The sequence below is a fragment of the Devosia sp. 2618 genome, assembly GCF_040546815.1.
In the GTDB taxonomy this organism is placed as follows: domain Bacteria; phylum Pseudomonadota; class Alphaproteobacteria; order Rhizobiales; family Devosiaceae; genus Devosia.
The window spans coordinates 3,716,612-3,735,142 of sequence record NZ_JBEPOO010000001.1 but is presented as its reverse complement, the minus strand read 5'-3'; the positions used below and the strand labels follow the sequence as shown (position 1 = coordinate 3,735,142).

Below are 18,531 nucleotides of genomic sequence, written 5' to 3'. Positions count from 1 at the left end.
CGTGCCTCAATCACATTTTCCCGATCACCGACGACAAGCCGCCCCAATCGGGCTAATCTGGCTCGGATACAGACCGCGTTCGCTTCTAGCCGCGCTGTAACCAGTCCGGCCGACGACCCGGCGAATGCTCTCTGCCACTGACAGCGGAGACCAGCCATGGCAGACTTCCACGTCCTATCCGGCGCCGGCGACAAGCTCGACGTGCCCGTCATTCGCACCATCTCGATCTCAGATGTCTTCGACGCCCTGCGACAGGGCGCGGCCGACTTTTGGGAAAAGCCCAGCCACTATGTGATGCTGGCACTGATCTATCCCGTCATTGGCGTTGTGCTGACTGTCTGGATGAACGGGTTTTACACTTGGCCCCTGCTCTATCCGCTCGTGGGCGGCTTTGCGCTGATCGGCCCCTTCGCCGCGCTCGGCCTTTATGAAATCAGCCGCCGGCGCGAACAGGGCCTCGATACCAGCTGGTCGCATGCCTTTGAGGTGCTGCGCTCGCCCGCTATTGGCTCCATCGCCGCGGTTGGCGTCATGCTCTTCGTGTTTTTCACGCTGTGGCTCACCGCGGCGCAGGCGCTTTACGAATCCGTCTTCAGCTCCACCACGCCACAAACGCTCAATGGCCTGTTCGCCCAGGTGTTCAGCGAACCGGGCGGCATGACATTGCTGATCGTCGGCACCCTGCTCGGCGCGCTGTTTGCGCTGGTCACGCTCTGCACCACGGTCATCGCCTTCCCGCTGCTGCTCGATCGCGATGTCGGGGCGTTCGTTGCCGTCGAAACCTCGTTCCGCGCCGTCCTGCGCAACCCAATTCCCATGCTGGCCTGGGGCGTTATCGTCGGCGTTGGCCTGTTCCTTGGCTCGCTACCGATCTTTGTCGGCCTGGCGGTGGTCATCCCCATCTTCGGCCACGCCACCTGGCACCTCTACCGCAAAGTCGTCGAACCAGCCTCGGTCTAATCCCGAACCTCTCGCTCATCCGTCATTGCCCGGCTTGTCCGGGCAATCCACCTGCTGACGCACGCTGCAGAATGGATCACCCGGACAAACCGGGTGATGACGGTGCGAGGCGTTGTCGAGTCGCCAACCCCAAAACCCCATCCACAAAATCCCCACACCTAACGCGCACCCCCCGGTTGGATTTTCGTATCGAACGCCATAAGGTCGCCGCTTTCCTGCCGAGACCTGTTGCCTGATGGACCAGACGACCGTTCAACCCACTTTGACGCCCATGATGGCGCAGTATTTCGAGATCAAGGCGGTCAATCCGGGCTATCTGCTGTTCTATCGCATGGGCGATTTCTACGAGCTGTTCTTTGAGGACGCCGAGATCGCCAGTGCTGCGCTTGGCATCGTGCTCACCAAGCGCGGCAAGCATCTGGGCGAAGATATCGGCATGTGCGGCGTGCCCATCCATGCCGCCAATGACTATCTCAATAAGCTCATCAAGCTGGGCCATCGCGTCGCCATCTGCGAGCAGATCGAAGACCCCAAGGAAGCCAAAAAGCGCGGCGCCAAATCCGTCGTCAAACGCGATGTCGTGCGCCTGATCACGGCCGGTACGCTGACCGAAGACGATCACCTCGACGCCCGCACCTCCAATTTCCTTGCGACGCTCGCCATGGTGCGCCACGGCGAAACCGATTTCGCTCTGGCCTGGGCCGACGTGTCGACCGGCGAAACCTTCACCGCCGATCTCTCTGCCGAGCAGTTGCAGGACGAACTTGCCCGCATCGACCCGGCCGAATTGCTGATGGCCGACGCCACCCGGCAGGCGCTGGTCGAGCGGCATCTGTTCGCGCCAAACTGGGTTGAGATCACCCACGCCGCCCCGGCCGAAAGCTTTGATAGCGAAGCCGCCAGCGACGCCCTGCGCAACGCCTTTCCTGGCGGCGATTTCGATCCAAGTGCTCTGTCGCGCGCCGCTCGAGCCGCGCTGGGCGCCATCGTCGCCTATGTACGCGAAAGCCAGAAGGGCGTCGGCGTTGCCCTGCGCGCCCCGGTTCCCGAAACCGCCAGCCGCCATATGGCCATCGACGCCGCCACACGTTCGAGCCTTGAACTGCACCAGACCCAGCGCGGCCAGCAACGCGGCTCGCTCCGGCAGGTCATAGACCTCACCGTCACTGCGCCGGGATCGCGCCTGCTGTCCGCCCGTCTCGCTGCGCCCTTGGCAGCGTCGGCCGCCATCAATGCCCGCCTCGACGCCGTGGGCCTCCTCGCCAACGACACCTTGCTCACCGGCCGCCTGCGCGCTGATCTGAAATCCGTGCCCGATCTGGCCCGTGCCCTCACTCGCCTTGCGCTGGATCGCGGTGGTCCGCGCGATCTCGCTTCGGTTGGCAAAGCCGTCAACGCTGCTGCGGCACTGTCGGGGCACTTCGCCCGCCTGCAGGATGTGCCCGAGGTTCTGGCGCGATTGGTGCAAACCCTTGCCGCCGCGCCCCTGCCGCTGGCCTCCGAACTCTCGCTCGCCCTCGACGACGAGCTGCCCCTGTTCAGCCGCGACGGCGGTTTCGTGCGCAAGGGCTACGATACCGCGCTCGATGACGAACGCGCTTTGGCCAGCGAAACCCGCGCCGTCGTCGCCGCGCTGCAGGCCCGCCTGATGGACGAAACCGACGTCCGCTCCCTCAAAATCCGCCACAACGGCGTCCTCGGCTATTTCGTTGAAGTTCCGGCTGCTCATGGCACCAAGCTCCTTGAAGAGCCGCATCGCCAGACCTTCATTCATCGCCAGACGCTGGCCAATGCCATGCGGTTCACGACGACCGAACTGGCCGAACTCGAAGGCCGCATCGCCCGTGCCCATGAGGCAGCGCTCGAAATCGAACTGCGAATTTTCGCCACCCTGCGGCAGGACGTTTTGGGTCGCACCGATGCGCTGCGCCAGCTGGCCGATGCTTTGGCCGAACTCGACGTCACCACGGCGCTCGCCCATCTGGCCGCCACCCGCTCCTATACCCGCCCCGAAATCGACAACTCCCTCGCCTTCGCCATCCATGGCGGCCGCCACCCGGTCGTTGAAGACATGGTGATGAGCGAAGGCCAGAGCTTTGTCGCCAATGACGCTGACCTGTCGGGCGACGATGCCAGTGGCGGTGGTGCGCTCTGGCTGGTCACCGGCCCCAATATGGGCGGTAAATCGACCTTCCTGCGCCAGAACGCGCTGATCGCCATCCTCGCGCAAATGGGCAGCTTCGTGCCCGCTTCCTCCGCCCATATCGGCGTCATCGACCGCGTTTTCTCGCGCGTCGGCGCCAGCGACGATATCGCGCATGGCCGCTCGACCTTCATGGTCGAAATGGTCGAAACCGCCGCTATTCTCAACCGCGCCACCCGCCGTTCGCTTGTCGTGCTGGACGAAATCGGCCGCGGCACCGCCACCTTCGATGGTCTTTCCATCGCCTGGGCTGCCGTCGAAGCGCTGCACAACACCACCGGTTGCCGCGCGCTTTTCGCCACCCACTTCCACGAATTGACCAGCCTCGCCAAGAGCCTGGCCCGTGTCAGCAATGTCACCATGAAAGTGCGCGAGTGGGAGGGCGAAGTGGTGTTCCTGCACGAAGTTGGCCCCGGCGCCGCCGACCGCTCCTATGGCATCCAGGTGGCGCGTCTCGCCGGCCTGCCCGAGCCGGTGCTGGCCCGCGCCCGTCAGGTGCTGACCGTGCTCGAACAGCGCTCGGCCGGAACCGCCTCTTCCAGCCAGAAAGCCAGCGTGCTAGACGATCTGCCACTTTTCGCGCATCAGCCGGTTTCACGGCCCGTTGAGAAAGACCCGGTACACTTAGCGCTCGACGCCGTTCGTCCCGATGAAATGACCCCCAAGCAAGCGATTGAAGCGCTCTACGAGTTGAAGAAAATCCGCGATGACGCTCGCCGAAGCTGAGGCAAAGCCGCGAAAACCGCTATTCGCGCTCAAACCCGCCGAGACCATTCTCGGCGAGCTCGATGCTGCTATTGGCGATGAGGCTCCCAAATCAAGCGCCGCCCGCGCCATCGTGCTGGCCCATATTCGCCAGACTTTGGCCGAGGCCCGCGAACAGGCCGAAGCCGAATTGCTGGCCACCAACAAGGGCACCCGCTGCGCGCAGAACCTGAGCGCCGCCGAAGACGAAATCATTACGGCGGTGCATCTCTTCGCCACGCGCCGCGTCTATCCGGTCGATAATCCCTCCGGCGCCGAAGCCATCGCGCTCTCGGCCGTCGGCGGCTATGGCCGCGGCACGTTGGCCCCCGGCTCCGACATCGATCTGCTGTTTATCTTGCCCTATAAGCAAACGCCCTGGGGCGAGCAGGTCACCGAATATATCCTCTATATGCTGTGGGATCTGGGCCAAAAGGTCGGCCACGCCGTCCGTTCGGTCGACGAATGTATCCGCATGGCCCGCGCCGACATGACCGTGCGCACCGCAACGCTCGAAGCGCGGTTCCTGACCGGCGACAAGACGCTGTTCGATCAGCTGATCCATCGCTTTGAAACCGAAATCATGCCCAAGACGGGCCCCGAATTCATCGCCGCCAAAATGGCCGAGCGCGACGAGCGCCACAAGCTGATGGGCAATACCCGCTATGTGGTCGAGCCCAATATCAAGGACGGCAAGGGTGGCCTGCGCGACCTCAACACGCTGTTCTGGATCGGGAAATACTTCTACCAGGTCAAGACCAGCCATGAACTGGTCGGCAAGGGCGTGCTGTCAGCCGCCGAATATCGCCTGTTCTCCCGCGCCGAGGATTTCCTCTGGGCCGTGCGCTGTCACCTCCATTTCGTGACCCATCGCGCCGAAGAAAAACTGACCTTTGACGTCCAGCCCGAACTGGCCCAGCGCATGGGCTATGCCCAGCGCGTCGGCATGCTCGGCGTCGAGCGTTTCATGAAGCGCTATTTCCTCGTCGCCAAGGATGTCGGGGACCTCACCCGCATCATCTGCGCCAGCCTCGAATTCAATCACGCCAAGGATATGGATATCGTTGGTCGTGTGCTCGCCCCGTTCCGCCAGGGCCGCAGCAAGATCAAGGGCGAAACCGATTTCGTGCTCGATACCGGCCGCCTCAATATCGCGGCGCCCGATATCTTTGAAAAAGACCCGGTCAACCTGATCCGCGTGTTCCTCGCGGCGGGCCGAGAACAATTGCTGTTCCACCCCGACGCCATCAAGGTCATCACCCGCTCGCTGCACCTGATCGACAACAAGGTGCGCAATGACCGCAAGGCCAACGAGTATTTCCTGACCATCCTGACCGATCCGCAATCGGTCGAACGCATCCTGCGCCAGATGAACGAGAGCGGCGTGCTCGGCAAGTTCGTGCCCGATTTCGGCAAAATCGTCGCGCTAATGCAGTTCAACATGTACCACCACTATACGGTGGACGAGCATCTGATCCGCGCCGTCGGCGTCATGGCCCAGATCGCCAATGGTGGCCTGCGTACCGAGCTGCCGCTAACCCACGAATTGCTGCCCCAGCTCAACGACACACGCCTGCTTTATGTCGCGCTGTTTCTGCACGATATCGCCAAGGGCCGCCCCGAGGATCACTCCACGGCCGGCGCCAAGATCGCCAAAAAGCTCTGCCCGCGCTTTGGCCTGTCGGCCGCCGAAACCGACACCGTCGCCTGGCTGATCGAACATCACCTGCTGATGAGCGAGATCGCCCAGGCCCGCGATATTCAGGACCCCGAAACCGCCAAAGCCTTTGCCGATGTGGTGCAATCGCCGCAACGACTGGCGCTGCTGATGATCCTCACCGCCTGCGATATTCGCGCGGTGGGTCCCGGCGTCTGGACCGGCTGGAAGGGCTCGCTATTACGCGCCCTCTACTACGCCACCGAGCCGCTGCTGTCCGGCGGCCACAGCCAGGTCACCCAGTCCGACCGCATCGAACATGCCCGGCACAATCTGGCCAAGGCGCTCGAAGCCTGGCCACCGGCCGACGTGCAAACCTATATCGCCCGCCACTACGATCATTACTGGCTCCGCGCCGAGCCGGAACTGCAGATCGAACATGCCCGCATGATCCGGCAGGCCGATATGTCGGGCCAGCCCTTCGCCGGCTCGATCCGCATCAAGGCTTTCGAGGGCATTACCGAAGTCAGCTTCTATACCCCCGACCATCCGCGCCTGCTGTCGCTGATCGCTGGCGCCTGCACCATGCAGGATGCCTCCATTATCGGCGCGCAGATTTTCTCGACCCGCGACGGCCACGCCATCGACACCTTCCGCCTGCGCCGCACCTTCACGTCCGACGAAGACGAAAAGGTCCGCGCCACCCGCATCATCGATACGGTCAAACAATTGCTGCAGGGCAAGCGCACCATCCTGATCGATCTGGGCAAGGAAAGCCGCCATAACAAGCGCCTCAAACCCTTCGCCCTGCCGGCGCAGGTCTCAGTCAGCAATGCCTTGTCTGAAAAGTTCACCGTCATCGAAGTGTCAGGCCTTGATCGCCTGGGCCTCTTGCACGCTTTGACCCATCAGATCGCCGATCTCAACCTCACCATCGGTTCGGCCCATATCGGCACCTACGGCGAAAAGGCCGTCGACGTTTTCTACGTCACCGACCTCACCGGCCAGAAAATCATGGCCAAGCCCCGCCAACGCAAAATCCACGACGCCCTGATGAGCGTGTTCCACCCCCGGGCAGAGCAGAAGAGCGGCAATGGCTAGCATGGCGCCTTTTTTCCTCTCCCCATCGGGGAGAGGTGGCTCGCGCAAGGCGCGAGTCGGTGAGGGGGCGCTCGGACCTGCGCGACGCGCCGGCTTGAGCCAAAGCACCCCCTCATCCGACGCTGCGCGCCACCTTCTCCCCGATGGGGAGAAGAAAGACCCAGCCCAGGCCAATGTATCAAACCCGGGCAGTGGCACGGCGCTGACCCGCACGCTGAGCAAGCTCCTCCCCCTATCAGGGGGAGGCTGGGTGGGGGTATCCCCTAGATCATGAGCCTCTACCGCAATTTCCTCTCCGTTGGCGGGCTCACCCTCGTGTCCCGCGTCGCTGGCTTTGCCCGTGATGCGCTGATGGCGGCTGTGCTGGGCACTGGCCCCGCCGCCGACGCCTTTTTTGCCGCCTTCCGCTTCCCAAACCTGTTCCGGCGCCTCTTTGCTGAAGGTGCCTTCAACACCGCCTTTGTGCCGATGTTCTCGGGCGCCCTCGAAAAGCAAGGCCCCGACGAAGCGCGGGATCTCGCCGCCCGCATCATGAGCTGGCTCGTCGCCATGCTGGTGGTCGTGACGATCCTGGCTGAAATCTTCATGCCGCAGCTGATGGTCGCTTTCGTGCCGGGCTTTGTCGATGACAAGGACAAGTTCGACCTCACCGTCCTGCTGACGCGGATCATGTTCCCCTATCTCGCCTGCATGTCGCTTATGGCGGCCTATGGCGCGATCCTCAATTCCCTCGGGCGCTTTTTTGCCGCCGCCTTCGCCCCGGTCATCCTCAACATCGTCAATATCGCCGCCATGATCCCGCTGGTGACCTTCTGGGTGCAGGACCCGGCGGGTGCTGCCGTCTGGGTCGGTGTCGCCACCATGTTCGGCGGACTGGCGCAGCTGTGGCTGGTCTGGGCCGCCATCAAGCGAGCCGACTTCGTGCCCGGCTTCCGCCTGCCGCGGTTTGATCCCGAAGTGCGCCGCTTTTGGGTGCTGGCCATTCCGGCCATCCTCACCGGCGGCATTACCCAGATCAATATTTTCGTCGGCACCATCATCGCCTCGGGCGCCGACAATGCCATTTCGATCCTCAACTATGCCGATCGGCTCTACCAATTGCCGCTCGGCATTATCGGCATTGCCATTGGCACGGTGCTGCTGCCCGAGCTGAGCCGCCACCTCAAGGGCGGCCGCGATACCGAAGCGCGCGCCACCCAGGACCAGTCCCTGCTCATCGCCATGCTGCTGTCCATGCCCGCCGCCACGGCGCTGATCGCCATGGCCGAGCCCATCGTCCGCGTCCTGTTCGAACGCGGCGCCTTCGATGCCGTCGCCAGCTACCAGACTGCCCAGGCGCTGATCGCCTTTTCGACCGGCCTGCCCGCCTATGTGCTGATCCGCGTGCTGCAGCCGGGCTATTTCGCCCGCGAAGACACCATCACGCCCACCATTTTCGCCGGCATTTCCGTCGTCGCCAATATCGGCCTGTCGCTGCTGCTGTTCCCGACCTATCTCCATGTCGGCATTGCGCTCGCGACCTCGATCTCGGCCTGGCTCAATGCCATCATGCTGGCCGCCTTTCTGGCGCGGCGCGGCCATTTCGCACTCACCTGGGCCGAATGGCGCAAGCATGGCCTGATCATCGCCATCAGCGTCATCATGGGCGGGGCGCTTTATCTACTGGCCGCCCGCGGCGCCCGTCATATGGCGACCACAGCCCCGATCTGGGAACAGGTCGGCGTCCTAGGCCTGCTGGTCGGCTTTGGCATGGTGGTCTATTTCACTCTGGTCCACATCACCGGCGCCCAGCCCATGGGCGCCCTCCTCCGTCGCCTCAGACGGCGGGGCTAGCGTCGAACCTCATCCCCCCGCGCCGGGATGACATCGCGCTCTATCAGATATATGGGTTGCGACTGGACCGCTTCTTATGAACTGCTAGGCTCTACCCATGTCCTTCACTCCCCGCGTTTTTTCCGGCATCAAACCCTCGGGCGATCTGCATCTGGGCAACTATCTCGGCGCCATCCGCCGCTTTGTGCCGCTGCAGGATACCCACGAGACCATCTATTGCGTCGTCGATATGCACGCGATCACGGTGTGGCAGGAGCCAGAAGACCTCAAGCGCTGGACGTATGAGATCGCCGCCGCCTATATCGCGGCCGGTGTCGATCCAGCCAAGTCGATCATTTTCAATCAGTCCCAGGTGATGGAACACGCCGAACTCGGCTGGATCCTCAACTGCGTCGCGCGCATGGGCTGGATGGCCCGCATGACCCAGTTCAAGGACAAGTCCGGCGATAACAGCGAAAACGTTTCGCTGGGTCTGTTCGCCTATCCGTCCCTGATGGCGGCCGATATCCTGCTCTATAAGGCCACGGGCGTCCCGGTCGGCGAAGACCAGATGCAGCACCTTGAACTGACCCGCGACATTGCCAAGAAGTTCAACCACGACTTCAAAAAGCAGATCAAATCGCTGGGCCACAAGGGCGACTTCTTCCCCATCACCGAGACCATGGCGACGGGCCCGGCCATGCGCGTCAAATCGCTCAAGGACGGCACCAAGAAGATGAGCAAGTCCGACGAGTCGGACCTCTCGGTAATCTACATGATGGACGACGCCGACCTGATCGCCAAAAAGATCAAGCGCGCCACCACCGATGCCGATGCGCTGCCAAGCGAAGCCGCTGGCCTTGCCGGTCGGCTCGAGGCCGAAAACCTCGTCGGCATCTATGCAGCGCTCTCCAACCGCACCGTCGATGATGTGCTGGGCGAATTTGGCGGCAAGGGCTGGGGCACGTTCAAGCCGGCTCTGGCCGATCTGGCCGTTGCCAAGCTTGCGCCCATCGCTGACGAAATGAAGCGTCTGGTGGCTGATCGCGGCGAGATGGACACCATCCTGCGCAACGGCGCCGAACGCGCCCGCGCCATCGCCGAGCCGATCATGGCCGACATCCGCAATATCGTGGGCTTCGTCCGCTAAACAGCGTTTCAACACCAACGCGGCGCGCTCTGCCCCCCAGGGCGCGCCCCGATTGAGAGGCGGCAATGTACGAAACCGAATACAAGCGCAAGTTCCTCGTCGTCATCGACGAGACGGTCGAATGCGACCGCGCCCTGACCTTTGCCGCCTACCGCACCAAGCGTACCGGCGGCACCGTGGTGCTGATGAGCGTCATCCAGAAACCCGAATTCATCGGGCTGGGTGTCGAAGACGTGCTGCGAGCTGAAGCGGTCGAAGAAGCCGAGCGCAATCTCGACACCCGCCTCGCCCGCCTGCGCGACATTGGCGACATCAAGGTGGAATCGGTCATCCGCGAAGGCGACGCCCCCGAAGAAATCGAACGCGTCATCGCCGCCGACCACGACATCGCCATTCTGGTGCTGGGCGCCTCGGTCTCCAACGAAGGCCCCGGCCCGCTGGTCATCCACTTCGCCGAACGCGCCAACGCCCTGCCCATCCCCTTGACCATCGTCCCCGGCCGCATGAGCGACGCCGAGATCATCGAAATCTGCTGATTGGGCCATCGGCAAAATCAGTCCGGTGGACTGATTTTAAGGAAGCAGGCCATGAGAGCTACGCTCGAATGGCACACGCCCCCACACCCACCATGCTGCCCTCGGATCAAGTGCGAGGACAGCGCAGCGCGTTTGGATTCACACGCTCACCGCGTCAATGCTAACTATGTGCTAACCAATCACCGCACTTTGCGCCTGTTTGCGCTTGAGCATGGGATCGTTCAAAAATGTCCCGAACGGGAAGAACGATGCGAGTGTCGTCCGGGTCCATTCCCATGCCGAAAAGCCCCTGCCCCACAAGCAGATCACCATCGCCAGCAGGTAGCCGATAAAGGCCACGCCGTGGATCATGCCGACCGGCGGCACCATGTCGGGATAGCCGAACCAGTATTTTGCTGGCATGGCGACGAGGAACAGGGCCAGGGTTGTAAGCCCCTCAAAAACCCCGATATATCTGAATAGCTGGATCATGTTATGTGATTAGCGCATATGCCGTCGCCGCCGCGAGGTGGCCAAAGGTCGCAAAAGGGCTTGCGCCCAGCGCCAAAAAAGCTATTTTAGAAACATTCTAAATCGACTGCCGCCGAGGAAGCCTCAATGTTCATCCAGACCGAAGCCACGCCAAATCCAGCGACCCTCAAGTTCCTTCCGGGGCGCGATGTGCTGGTTGGTGAGCCGCGCGATTTCCGCAGCGTCGAGGCCACGGTCGCATCGCCTCTGGCGCAGGGCCTGTTCGGCATTTCCGGCGTTACCGGCGTATTCCTCGGCTCCGATTTCATCTCGGTGACCAAGGACGACACCAACTGGGCCCATATCAAGCCAGCCATTCTCGGCGTCATCATGGACCACTTCCTGTCGGGCAAGCCCGTGATCACCGAAGGCGGCGTTGACGTCGCCAATCACGACGAAGTCGATGAATTCTTCGAACCCGAAGACAGCGAAACTGTCGAAGTCATCAAGGAACTGCTGGCCACCCGCGTGCGCCCAGCCGTGGCCATGGATGGCGGCGACATCACCTTCAAGGGCTTCAAGGAAGGCACCGTGTTCCTGCACATGCAGGGCGCCTGCTCGGGCTGCCCATCCTCGACCGCAACCCTCAAGAGCGGCATTGAAAACCTGCTCCGCCACTTCGTTCCCGGCGTCGAGCAGGTCCAGCAAGTCTAAGTAAACAGTTACGCAGCAAGCCTAAGGCCCAGGGAGCAATCCTTGGGCCTTTTGTTTTATAGCTGGTTCTTTGACGGGGACACCCTCACCCAGCCTCCCCCTGATAGGGGGAGAGCACCAATTGCGTTCTTGGAAAGATTGCGCCGATCCACCGGACGGATTCCTCCCCTTTTCAGGGGGAGGTTAGGTGGGGGTGTCCTTGCTTGCGATCTAACAAAAAGCCCAGGTTTCCCCCGGGCCTTTAATCATTCCGCAGCGGCCTTTTGGGCCTCGCTGCGCTGGTCGGTAATCGCTAGCGGCTCGGCAACATCGTCCCGCTTGCGACGAATGCGCAGCCGCTTGATCCGCCGGCTGTCGGCCGCCAAAATCTCGAACTCGAAACCATCCAGCCGCGTCACGCGTTCGCCGCGCTTGGGCACGTGGCCCGCGAGATCAAACACCAGACCACCAATGGTCTCGACGTCATCGGCATAATCGCCCGGATCGAAATCGGGGCCGATCAGCTTCTGCACATCGCTAAGCTCCGCACGGGCATCGGCGATATAGGTGTCGACGCCAACCTTGCGGATCAGCGAGGCGGCGAGTTCGTCATGCTCGTCCTCGATCTCGCCCACAACGGCTTCGAGCAGGTCTTCGATGGTCACCAGACCATCGGTGCCGCCATATTCGTCGACCACGATGGCCATATGCACGCGGCTGGCGCGCATCGACTGCAAGAGGTCACCCACCGGCATGAAGGTAGGCACAAACATCGCGTCGCGCGTGATGTCGAGCTTGGTCAGCTTCTGCTTGAGCACGGTCGAAACCAGTTTGACCGGCACTTCCTTTTCCGGGTCCGTCACCGGCTCGGTAATCTTGGACAGTGCATCCTTGACATGGATGAAGCCCAAAATGTTGTCGAGATTGTCGTCGTAAACGGGCAGGCGCGAATGGCGCACCTGACGGAAGCGGGCGATCAGCGTGCCCAGATTGACATCGGCCTCAATGGCCTGGATGTCGCTGCGCTCGACCATGACGTCGCCGACCGAAACGTTGGAAAGCTTGAGCACGTTTTGCAGAATCGTGCGCTCGCTCTCGGAGAAGTCCGCGCTTTCTGCGCTCCCTTGCTCATCGAGCGCGACCTGTAGGTCATCGCGCAGAGAAACCGTTCCTCGTGCCAGCATGGCGCGGAAGCGATTCCAGATCGAAGGCCCCCGCGCTGGGACGGAGGCGGTGCTAGAAGGGGGCTCGGGGTTATTGGGCGCCGAGGGGCCCGTACTGTCGCTGTCGCTCATTGTCTCTCGCCGCACGTGGCGGCTATTTGTCCTTAAACGGTGAAACGGCGCCGAACATAACTGTTCTGACCTTAGTCGGCATAGGGGTCTTCGACCCCAAGGCTTGCCAAGATGCGGGTTTCGAGGCCCTCCATCTCTTCGGCCTCAGCGTCTGTGAGGTGATCATATCCTAAAATATGCAGAAATCCATGCACCACAAGGTGCGTGAAGTGCGCCTCGAAGGTCACGCCCTGTTCGGCCGCCTCGCGGATCAAGGTTTCGCGAGCCAGCGTGATATCGCCCAGAATGCCCACGACTGGGTCAAATGGCTCGATCTGGGGGAAGCTCAGCACATTGGTCGAGCTGTCCTTGCTACGCCATTGCTGGTTGAGCTCGCGCTGTTCTTCGTCATTGGTGAGCAGGATGGAAAGCTCCGCCGCCCCTTTGACCTTGGCCTTGGATTGCTTGAGGGCTTCCAGCACGGCGCGTTCCGCCAGAGGATCGAGATCCTCCGGCCAGGCGTCATCATTGCGGATAATGGCGATTTCGAGCGGCGATGCGGTCAGCGCGTAATTCCTTCAGTAGCCTTCTCGGCCAGTTTCTTGGCCGTATCGGCTTCATAAGCGCGAACGATGCGCCCGACCAGAGCGTGGCGCACCACATCCTTGTCGTTGAACCGGGAAATATGCACGCCTTCCACACCATCGAGCAGTCCGATGGCTTCCACGAGCCCCGATTTTTCGCCGCGCGGCAGGTCGACCTGGGTCGGATCGCCGGTGACGATCATTTTCGAGTTCTCGCCCAGACGGGTCAAAAACATCTTCATCTGCATCGATGTGGTGTTCTGCGCTTCGTCGAGAATGACGACCGCATTGGCCAGAGTACGTCCACGCATGAAGGCCAGCGGCGCCACTTCGATAATGCCTGACGTGATGCAGCGCTCGACATTTTCGGGCTTCATCATGTCGTAGAGGGCGTCATAGAGCGGCCGCAGATAGGGATCGACCTTCTCTTTCATGTCGCCGGGCAGAAAGCCCAGACGCTCGCCCGCTTCGACGGCCGGGCGCGACAGGATGATGCGGTTGATATCGCCACGTTCAAGCAGCGAAGCGGCATGCGCCACTGCCAGATAGGTCTTGCCGGTACCGGCCGGACCCACGCCAAACACCAGCTCGCTCCGCTCCATGGCGCGCATATAGGCGTCCTGGGCGGGCGTGCGGGCGACAATGGTGGATTTGCGCGTGGCGATCTGGGCCATGCGCACCTTGCCCTTGCGCTCGAGCGTCGGCAGGGTCAGCTGGCTGTCTTCGGTCTGGATCATGCGAATGACGCCATCGACGTCGGAAATCCCGACCGTGCGGCCTTCTTCGAGTGATCCGTAAAGCGATTCGAGAACGCGTCGCGCCTGGTCCACCGATGAGGCAGCACCCTTGAGCAAGACGTGATTACCGCGTGGCGTGGCCGAAACCTTGAGCCGCTGCTCGATCAGCGCGAGGTTCTGGTCGAAATCGCCATACAGCTGCGCTGCCAGACGATTATCTTCAAAAGCGAGTTCGAGTTGCGATGCGAGTGCGTTGTCTGCTGTCGGTGACAAGTGCCTGCTCAAACTGGTGTGGCTCCACGCTCAGCGCGGCTGCGGGCTTGCGCCGCGTCTACATTAACGACGCTAGGACGATTTGGGTCCCATGTCTGTAGCAATATTGTGACGCTCCAAGGCGGCGACAAGGTCGCAAAATTGCTCCAGTGGAGCAATTTTAGCTTTGGAGGCCATGAGGCCTATGGCCGAATGGCAAGAGGAGGCCGCAAGGGCATGCTGTCCGCCTTGACGTCCAGACCGCTCGTCGGCAGATCGGGCGAGGTCCGCCCGATGCCAATCGGGTGCCGCTTCACCTAAGCTGCCACGGCCACCTTCAAGCGACCGACCAGCGAGTTGGTGCTGGTGCCGATGATTTCGACCTGATGGATTGCGCCGATCAGGTCGGTGCTGCCGTCGAGGTGGACGGCCTGGAGATACGGCGAGCGTCCACCGACCTGGCCAGCCATGCGGCCGGGGCGTTCGATCAGAACGGGCAGGGTCTTGCCGACGCAGCTTGCGTGGAACGCGGTGGTCTGCGCGTTGACCAGATCCTGCAGGCGCCACAGGCGTTCGTTCTTGACCTCTTCGGCCACCTGATCGCCCAGGTTTGCGCCCGGCGTGCCGGGGCGCGTCGAATATTTGAACGAATAGGCCGAGGCATAGCCGACATCGGCGATGATCTTGAGCGTGTCTTCAAAGTCCTGATCGGTTTCGCCGGGGAAGCCGACGATGAAATCGCCCGACAATGCCATGTCAGGCCGCGCATTCTTGATGCGCTCGATGACCTTCATGTACTCGGCGCCGGTATGGCGGCGGTTCATGGCCTTGAGAATTTTGTCGCTACCCGACTGCACCGGCAGGTGCAGATAGGGCATCAAGATATCGAGGTCGCGATGGGCTTCGATCAGCGCGTCGTCCATGTCGCGCGGATGGCTGGTGGTGTAGCGCAGCCGCTCCAACCCGGAAATTTCAGCCAGCATATAGGCCAGCTCTCCCAGATTGATCGAGCGGCCAGTCCCGTCGAGCCCGTGATAGGCGTTGACGTTCTGGCCCAGCAGGGTGATTTCCTTGACGCCGGCATCGACCAGCCCGCGCGCTTCGGCGAGAATCTGGCTGACCGGGCGGGAAACTTCGGCGCCACGCGTATAGGGCACCACGCAGAACGAACAGAACTTGTCGCAGCCTTCCTGCACCGTCAGAAAAGCGGTGAGGCCACGCTTGATGGTGACTTCCTTGCGCGCCGCCGGCAGGTGTTCGAACTTGTCTTCCTCAGGGAAGTCCGTGTCGACGATCGGCTTGCGCAGCGCCTGATGCATATGCCGTTGCGCCTGGGTGCGCGCCAGCATTTCAGGCAGTTTGTGATAGGCCTGCGGCCCAAACACCATGTCGACCACCGGCGCACGACGGGCGATTTCCTCGCCCTCGGCCTGCGCCACGCAGCCGGCAACGCCGATCACCACGTCGCCGCCCATGGCGCGCCGTTCGGTCTGCATGTCCTTGAGCCGGCCGAGTTCGGAAAATACCTTTTCGGAGGCCTTTTCGCGGATGTGGCAGGTGTTGAGCAGCACCAAGTCTGCCTGCGCCATATCGAGCGTTGTCTCATAGCCGTGCGGCGCCAGCGCATCGGTCATGCGGTCGCTGTCATAGACGTTCATCTGGCAGCCATAGGTCTTGATGAACAGCTTTTTGGTATTGGCGCGGATCTCGGTCATGGGCGCTCTTTAGCAGAGGCCGATGAAAGACTCAAAGCTCTGCAACTCACGATGGCTTTGATGGGTTCTGTTAGCAACCATAGGAGATCGTCATGACACAGCCCACCAAGAAAACCGAAGACGCCGCGGCCATGCAGGGCGGCAAGAAGCCGGGGCCAAAGACCTCTCCTGTGCAGGTGCGCGATGCCGGCGAAGACGCTCAGGCCGACAAGACCAAGGACTGGGACAAGCAGGACGATGCGGTCGACGAAAGCTTCCCGGCCAGCGATTCCAGCGCAAAGTATTGAAGCAGTGAGGCAAAAAGGCGGGCGGTGGCAGGTTGCCCCCTTTGCCTTTAACCGTTTAGGTTAGGCGCGATCCGGCCCAGAAAGCGTTGGGTGCATGCGTGACAGGGGCGGCATGGCACGTTTTAGATTTCCGGCGCTGAGCGGACGCCCGATCGGCCACTATCTGGTGGCGATCGCACTGATCACGCTCGTTCCCAGCTTCGTGTTTGCCGGTCTTCTGATGCAGCGCAATCACGATGCACAGGAAGCCACGCTCGAAACGCTGATTCTGGCGACATCGCGCTCGCTGGTGCAGGGCGTCGAGCGCGAGATCAACGCCAATGTGACCACCCTGCGGGTGCTGGCCACCAGCCCCTCCTTCCACGAGGGCGATTTCAAATCGTTCTACGATCGCACCGTCCTGGCGCTGACTGGCACGGGCACCAATCTTTTTGTCATAGATCCCGACAACACGACCATCCTCAGTACTCGTCAGCCCTATGACGCGCCGCGTGTGCGAACGGCCGACCCCGAGGCCGCCCAGGAAGCCTTTGCGAGCGGCGAGATCGTCGTGACCGACATGGTGTTTGGCGCGGTCTCCAAGCAGTGGGTCTACAATATCCTGATGCCGATCGATCTTGGCGCACTCGGCAAAAAGATCGTAGCGCTCAACCAGTCGGCCGGAAATCTCGACAATACGCTGGTCGCCAACCGTCTCCCCGAAGGCTGGCAAACCGCCCTGCTCGACAATGACGGCCGCATCATTGCAGCAACCACCGGTGTTGGCGAAATCGGCTCGCTGTTTGACCGGTTCGACGCCATGGCGCGGCCGCTGTTTATCGGCTGGCAACAGGCCCAGACCAATGACGGACCCGTCCGCGTCGTAGTGCAGCGTTCGCAGCTGACCGGCTGGCGGCTGGTCGCCTGGGCACCTGAAGCGGTGATCAGTCGTCCGCTGATGGACGCGGTGATGTGGTTGGTCATTGGCGGTGTCATTCTGGGCGCGTTGATTTCGGCCGGCCTGATCTGGCTCAGTGGCGTTATCGGTGTCTCCGTCCGTGGCCTTGCCCGCGATGCCCGGCTTTTGGGGCAGGGCGAGGTCGTCGCCGCCAAGAACTATCCGGTGCGCGAGATTGCCGAGGTCAGTCAGGCTATCGAGCTGGCATCGCAGCGTCGGCAGGCCAGCGAAAGCGAAGTCAATTTCCTGATGCGCGAAGTGGCCCATCGCTCCAAAAATCAGATGACGGTCATCACCGCTATGGCCAAGCAAACCGCCCGTGGCGCTGATGATGTTTCGAGCTATGTGCAGGCCTTCGAGCGGCGCATTCTGGGGCTGGCGCGCTCTACTGACCTCCTGCTGGCGCATGGCCGTGTCGGCGTGCTGCTGGGCGAACTGGTTGAAAGCCAGATCGCCCCGTTCAGCCCGCCGGATGGTTCGCGCGTGGTGCTCGATGGTCCCCCAGTCAGGCTCAATATGCACGCCGCCCAGATCATGGGCATGGCCGCCCACGAACTTTCGACCAATGCAGTCAAATACGGCGCCTTTGCCGATGATAGCGGCCGTCTGGTCGTCACCTGGACCGTCGCCAATGAGCGGCTGGACTTTGTCTGGCGCGAAACCGTGCAGCGGCGGCTCGATCCGGGCGACCGCGTTGGCTTTGGCACCACGGTGCTCAAATCCATGGTCGGGCGCTCGCTTGGCGCCGATGTCGAGCGCATTTCCCACGACAATGGCATGGAATGGCGCTTTTCCGTTCCGATGGCCGCCATCGATCCGATCCGGGTCCCCGACGCCGAGGAGAGCGAGGCTGCGGAATAAATTCTGGCATTATCGGCGTCTTTGCACTATATGCACGCCTGTCTTGGGCCTTTGGGGCTCAAGGCTTTAATGGCCCCGCCTGGACGACATCCCGGCCGGGGCGACCCAATCCTCCCTTTTGAAAGGATAGTCCGATGTCGATTACCCCAGAGCGCAAGAGCGAACTGATCCAGGAATACGCAACCAAGGCCAACGATACTGGCTCGCCAGAAGTCCAGGTTGCGATCCTGTCCGAACGCATTGCCAACCTCACCGAACACTTCAAGGGCCACGGCAAGGATAACCATTCCCGTCGCGGTCTGCTCAAGCTTGTTTCGACCCGCCGCCGCCTGCTTGACTACGTCAAGAAGGTCGACGACAGCCGTTACAAGACCCTGATCGAAAAGCTCGGTCTGCGCCGCTAATAGCGCGCATCCAACGAGCGGTTGCGGGGCAAGCCTCCGCAGCCGCTTTCGCTCTTTTGGCGGTCCGTTATTTGGTCCGGCCGAGAGAACGAAAAAGAGACCGTTTGAAAATTCGCTGTGGCGAGACAAATGGCGGTGAATTTCGAGGACCGGAGCGGAGCGTACGTCTGTACG

Annotated in this window: 15 protein-coding genes; 10 read left to right on the top strand and 5 right to left on the bottom strand. The window is 61.9% G+C overall.

Annotation, left to right across the window (positions count from 1 at the left end; all coding sequences use genetic code 11):
* Nucleotides 1–156 precede the first annotated feature (156 nt).
* The 6 genes from ABIE28_RS18405 (at nucleotide 157) to ABIE28_RS18380 (ending at nucleotide 10,163) form a co-directional block, all read left to right on the top strand.
* Nucleotides 157–960 carry a DUF2189 domain-containing protein gene (locus tag ABIE28_RS18405; protein WP_354065461.1) on the top strand — a complete coding sequence of 268 codons (804 nt, stop codon included), beginning with the start codon at nucleotides 157–159 and terminating at the stop codon, nucleotides 958–960.
* Between the two features lie 235 nt (nucleotides 961–1,195).
* Nucleotides 1,196–3,889, top strand: a complete 2,694-nt coding sequence (mutS, locus tag ABIE28_RS18400; RefSeq protein WP_354065459.1) for a DNA mismatch repair protein MutS — start codon at nucleotides 1,196–1,198, stop codon at nucleotides 3,887–3,889.
* Nucleotides 3,870–6,665 (top strand): [protein-PII] uridylyltransferase, encoded by a 2,796-nt coding sequence (locus tag ABIE28_RS18395; RefSeq protein ID WP_354065457.1) that lies wholly within the window; start codon nucleotides 3,870–3,872, stop codon nucleotides 6,663–6,665. Before mutS ends, ABIE28_RS18395 begins: the two co-directional genes overlap by 20 nt.
* Nucleotides 6,666–6,935: 270 nt before the next feature.
* Nucleotides 6,936–8,498: a murein biosynthesis integral membrane protein MurJ gene (gene murJ, locus ABIE28_RS18390; RefSeq protein ID WP_354065455.1), complete on the top strand. Its 1,563-nt coding sequence runs from the start codon at nucleotides 6,936–6,938 to the stop codon at nucleotides 8,496–8,498.
* A 97-nt stretch (nucleotides 8,499–8,595) separates the two neighbouring features.
* Complete coding sequence (gene trpS / locus ABIE28_RS18385) at nucleotides 8,596–9,627, top strand: tryptophan--tRNA ligase (RefSeq protein WP_354065453.1); 1,032 nt, start codon at nucleotides 8,596–8,598, stop codon at nucleotides 9,625–9,627.
* Nucleotides 9,628–9,692: 65 nt separating this feature from the next.
* Nucleotides 9,693–10,163, top strand: coding sequence for a universal stress protein (locus ABIE28_RS18380; RefSeq protein ID WP_354065452.1), 471 nt, complete (start codon nucleotides 9,693–9,695; stop codon nucleotides 10,161–10,163).
* Between the two features lie 171 nt (nucleotides 10,164–10,334).
* Here ABIE28_RS18380 and ABIE28_RS18375 read toward each other — a convergent pair whose 3' ends face one another.
* Nucleotides 10,335–10,634 (bottom strand): DUF3817 domain-containing protein, encoded by a 300-nt coding sequence (locus tag ABIE28_RS18375; RefSeq protein ID WP_354065450.1) that lies wholly within the window; start codon nucleotides 10,632–10,634, stop codon nucleotides 10,335–10,337.
* Between the two features lie 126 nt (nucleotides 10,635–10,760).
* On the opposite strand from ABIE28_RS18375, the gene ABIE28_RS18370 reads away from it, so the two are divergent.
* Nucleotides 10,761–11,327 carry a NifU family protein gene (locus ABIE28_RS18370; protein WP_354065448.1) on the top strand — a complete coding sequence of 189 codons (567 nt, stop codon included), beginning with the start codon at nucleotides 10,761–10,763 and terminating at the stop codon, nucleotides 11,325–11,327.
* Between the two features lie 245 nt (nucleotides 11,328–11,572).
* Here ABIE28_RS18370 and ABIE28_RS18365 read toward each other — a convergent pair whose 3' ends face one another.
* The 4 genes from ABIE28_RS18365 to miaB form a co-directional block, all read right to left on the bottom strand.
* Nucleotides 11,573–12,490, bottom strand: coding sequence for a hemolysin family protein (locus tag ABIE28_RS18365; protein WP_354065446.1), 918 nt, complete (start codon nucleotides 12,488–12,490; stop codon nucleotides 11,573–11,575).
* Nucleotides 12,491–12,672: 182 nt separating this feature from the next.
* Nucleotides 12,673–13,062: an rRNA maturation RNase YbeY gene (ybeY, locus tag ABIE28_RS18360; RefSeq protein ID WP_502913407.1), complete on the bottom strand. Its 390-nt coding sequence runs from the start codon at nucleotides 13,060–13,062 to the stop codon at nucleotides 12,673–12,675.
* A gap of 80 nt (nucleotides 13,063–13,142) precedes the next feature.
* Complete coding sequence (locus ABIE28_RS18355; protein ID WP_354065444.1) at nucleotides 13,143–14,174, bottom strand: PhoH family protein; 1,032 nt, start codon at nucleotides 14,172–14,174, stop codon at nucleotides 13,143–13,145.
* 296 nt (nucleotides 14,175–14,470) lie between these two features.
* Complete coding sequence (gene miaB / locus ABIE28_RS18350) at nucleotides 14,471–15,868, bottom strand: tRNA (N6-isopentenyl adenosine(37)-C2)-methylthiotransferase MiaB (protein ID WP_354065442.1); 1,398 nt, start codon at nucleotides 15,866–15,868, stop codon at nucleotides 14,471–14,473.
* A gap of 92 nt (nucleotides 15,869–15,960) precedes the next feature.
* Between miaB and ABIE28_RS18345 the strand changes: the two genes are divergently transcribed.
* From ABIE28_RS18345 to rpsO, 3 genes are all read left to right on the top strand, one after another.
* Nucleotides 15,961–16,155, top strand: coding sequence for a hypothetical protein (locus ABIE28_RS18345; RefSeq protein WP_354065440.1), 195 nt, complete (start codon nucleotides 15,961–15,963; stop codon nucleotides 16,153–16,155).
* A gap of 112 nt (nucleotides 16,156–16,267) precedes the next feature.
* The gene (locus ABIE28_RS18340) at nucleotides 16,268–17,953 is read left to right on the top strand and encodes a sensor histidine kinase (protein ID WP_354065438.1); all 1,686 of its coding nucleotides are present in this window, start codon (nucleotides 16,268–16,270) and stop codon (nucleotides 17,951–17,953) included.
* 134 nt (nucleotides 17,954–18,087) lie between these two features.
* A complete protein-coding gene (rpsO, locus tag ABIE28_RS18335) occupies nucleotides 18,088–18,357 on the top strand; it encodes a 30S ribosomal protein S15 (protein ID WP_354065436.1) in 270 nt (89 codons plus the stop codon).
* The last annotated feature ends 174 nt before the right edge of the window (nucleotides 18,358–18,531 follow it).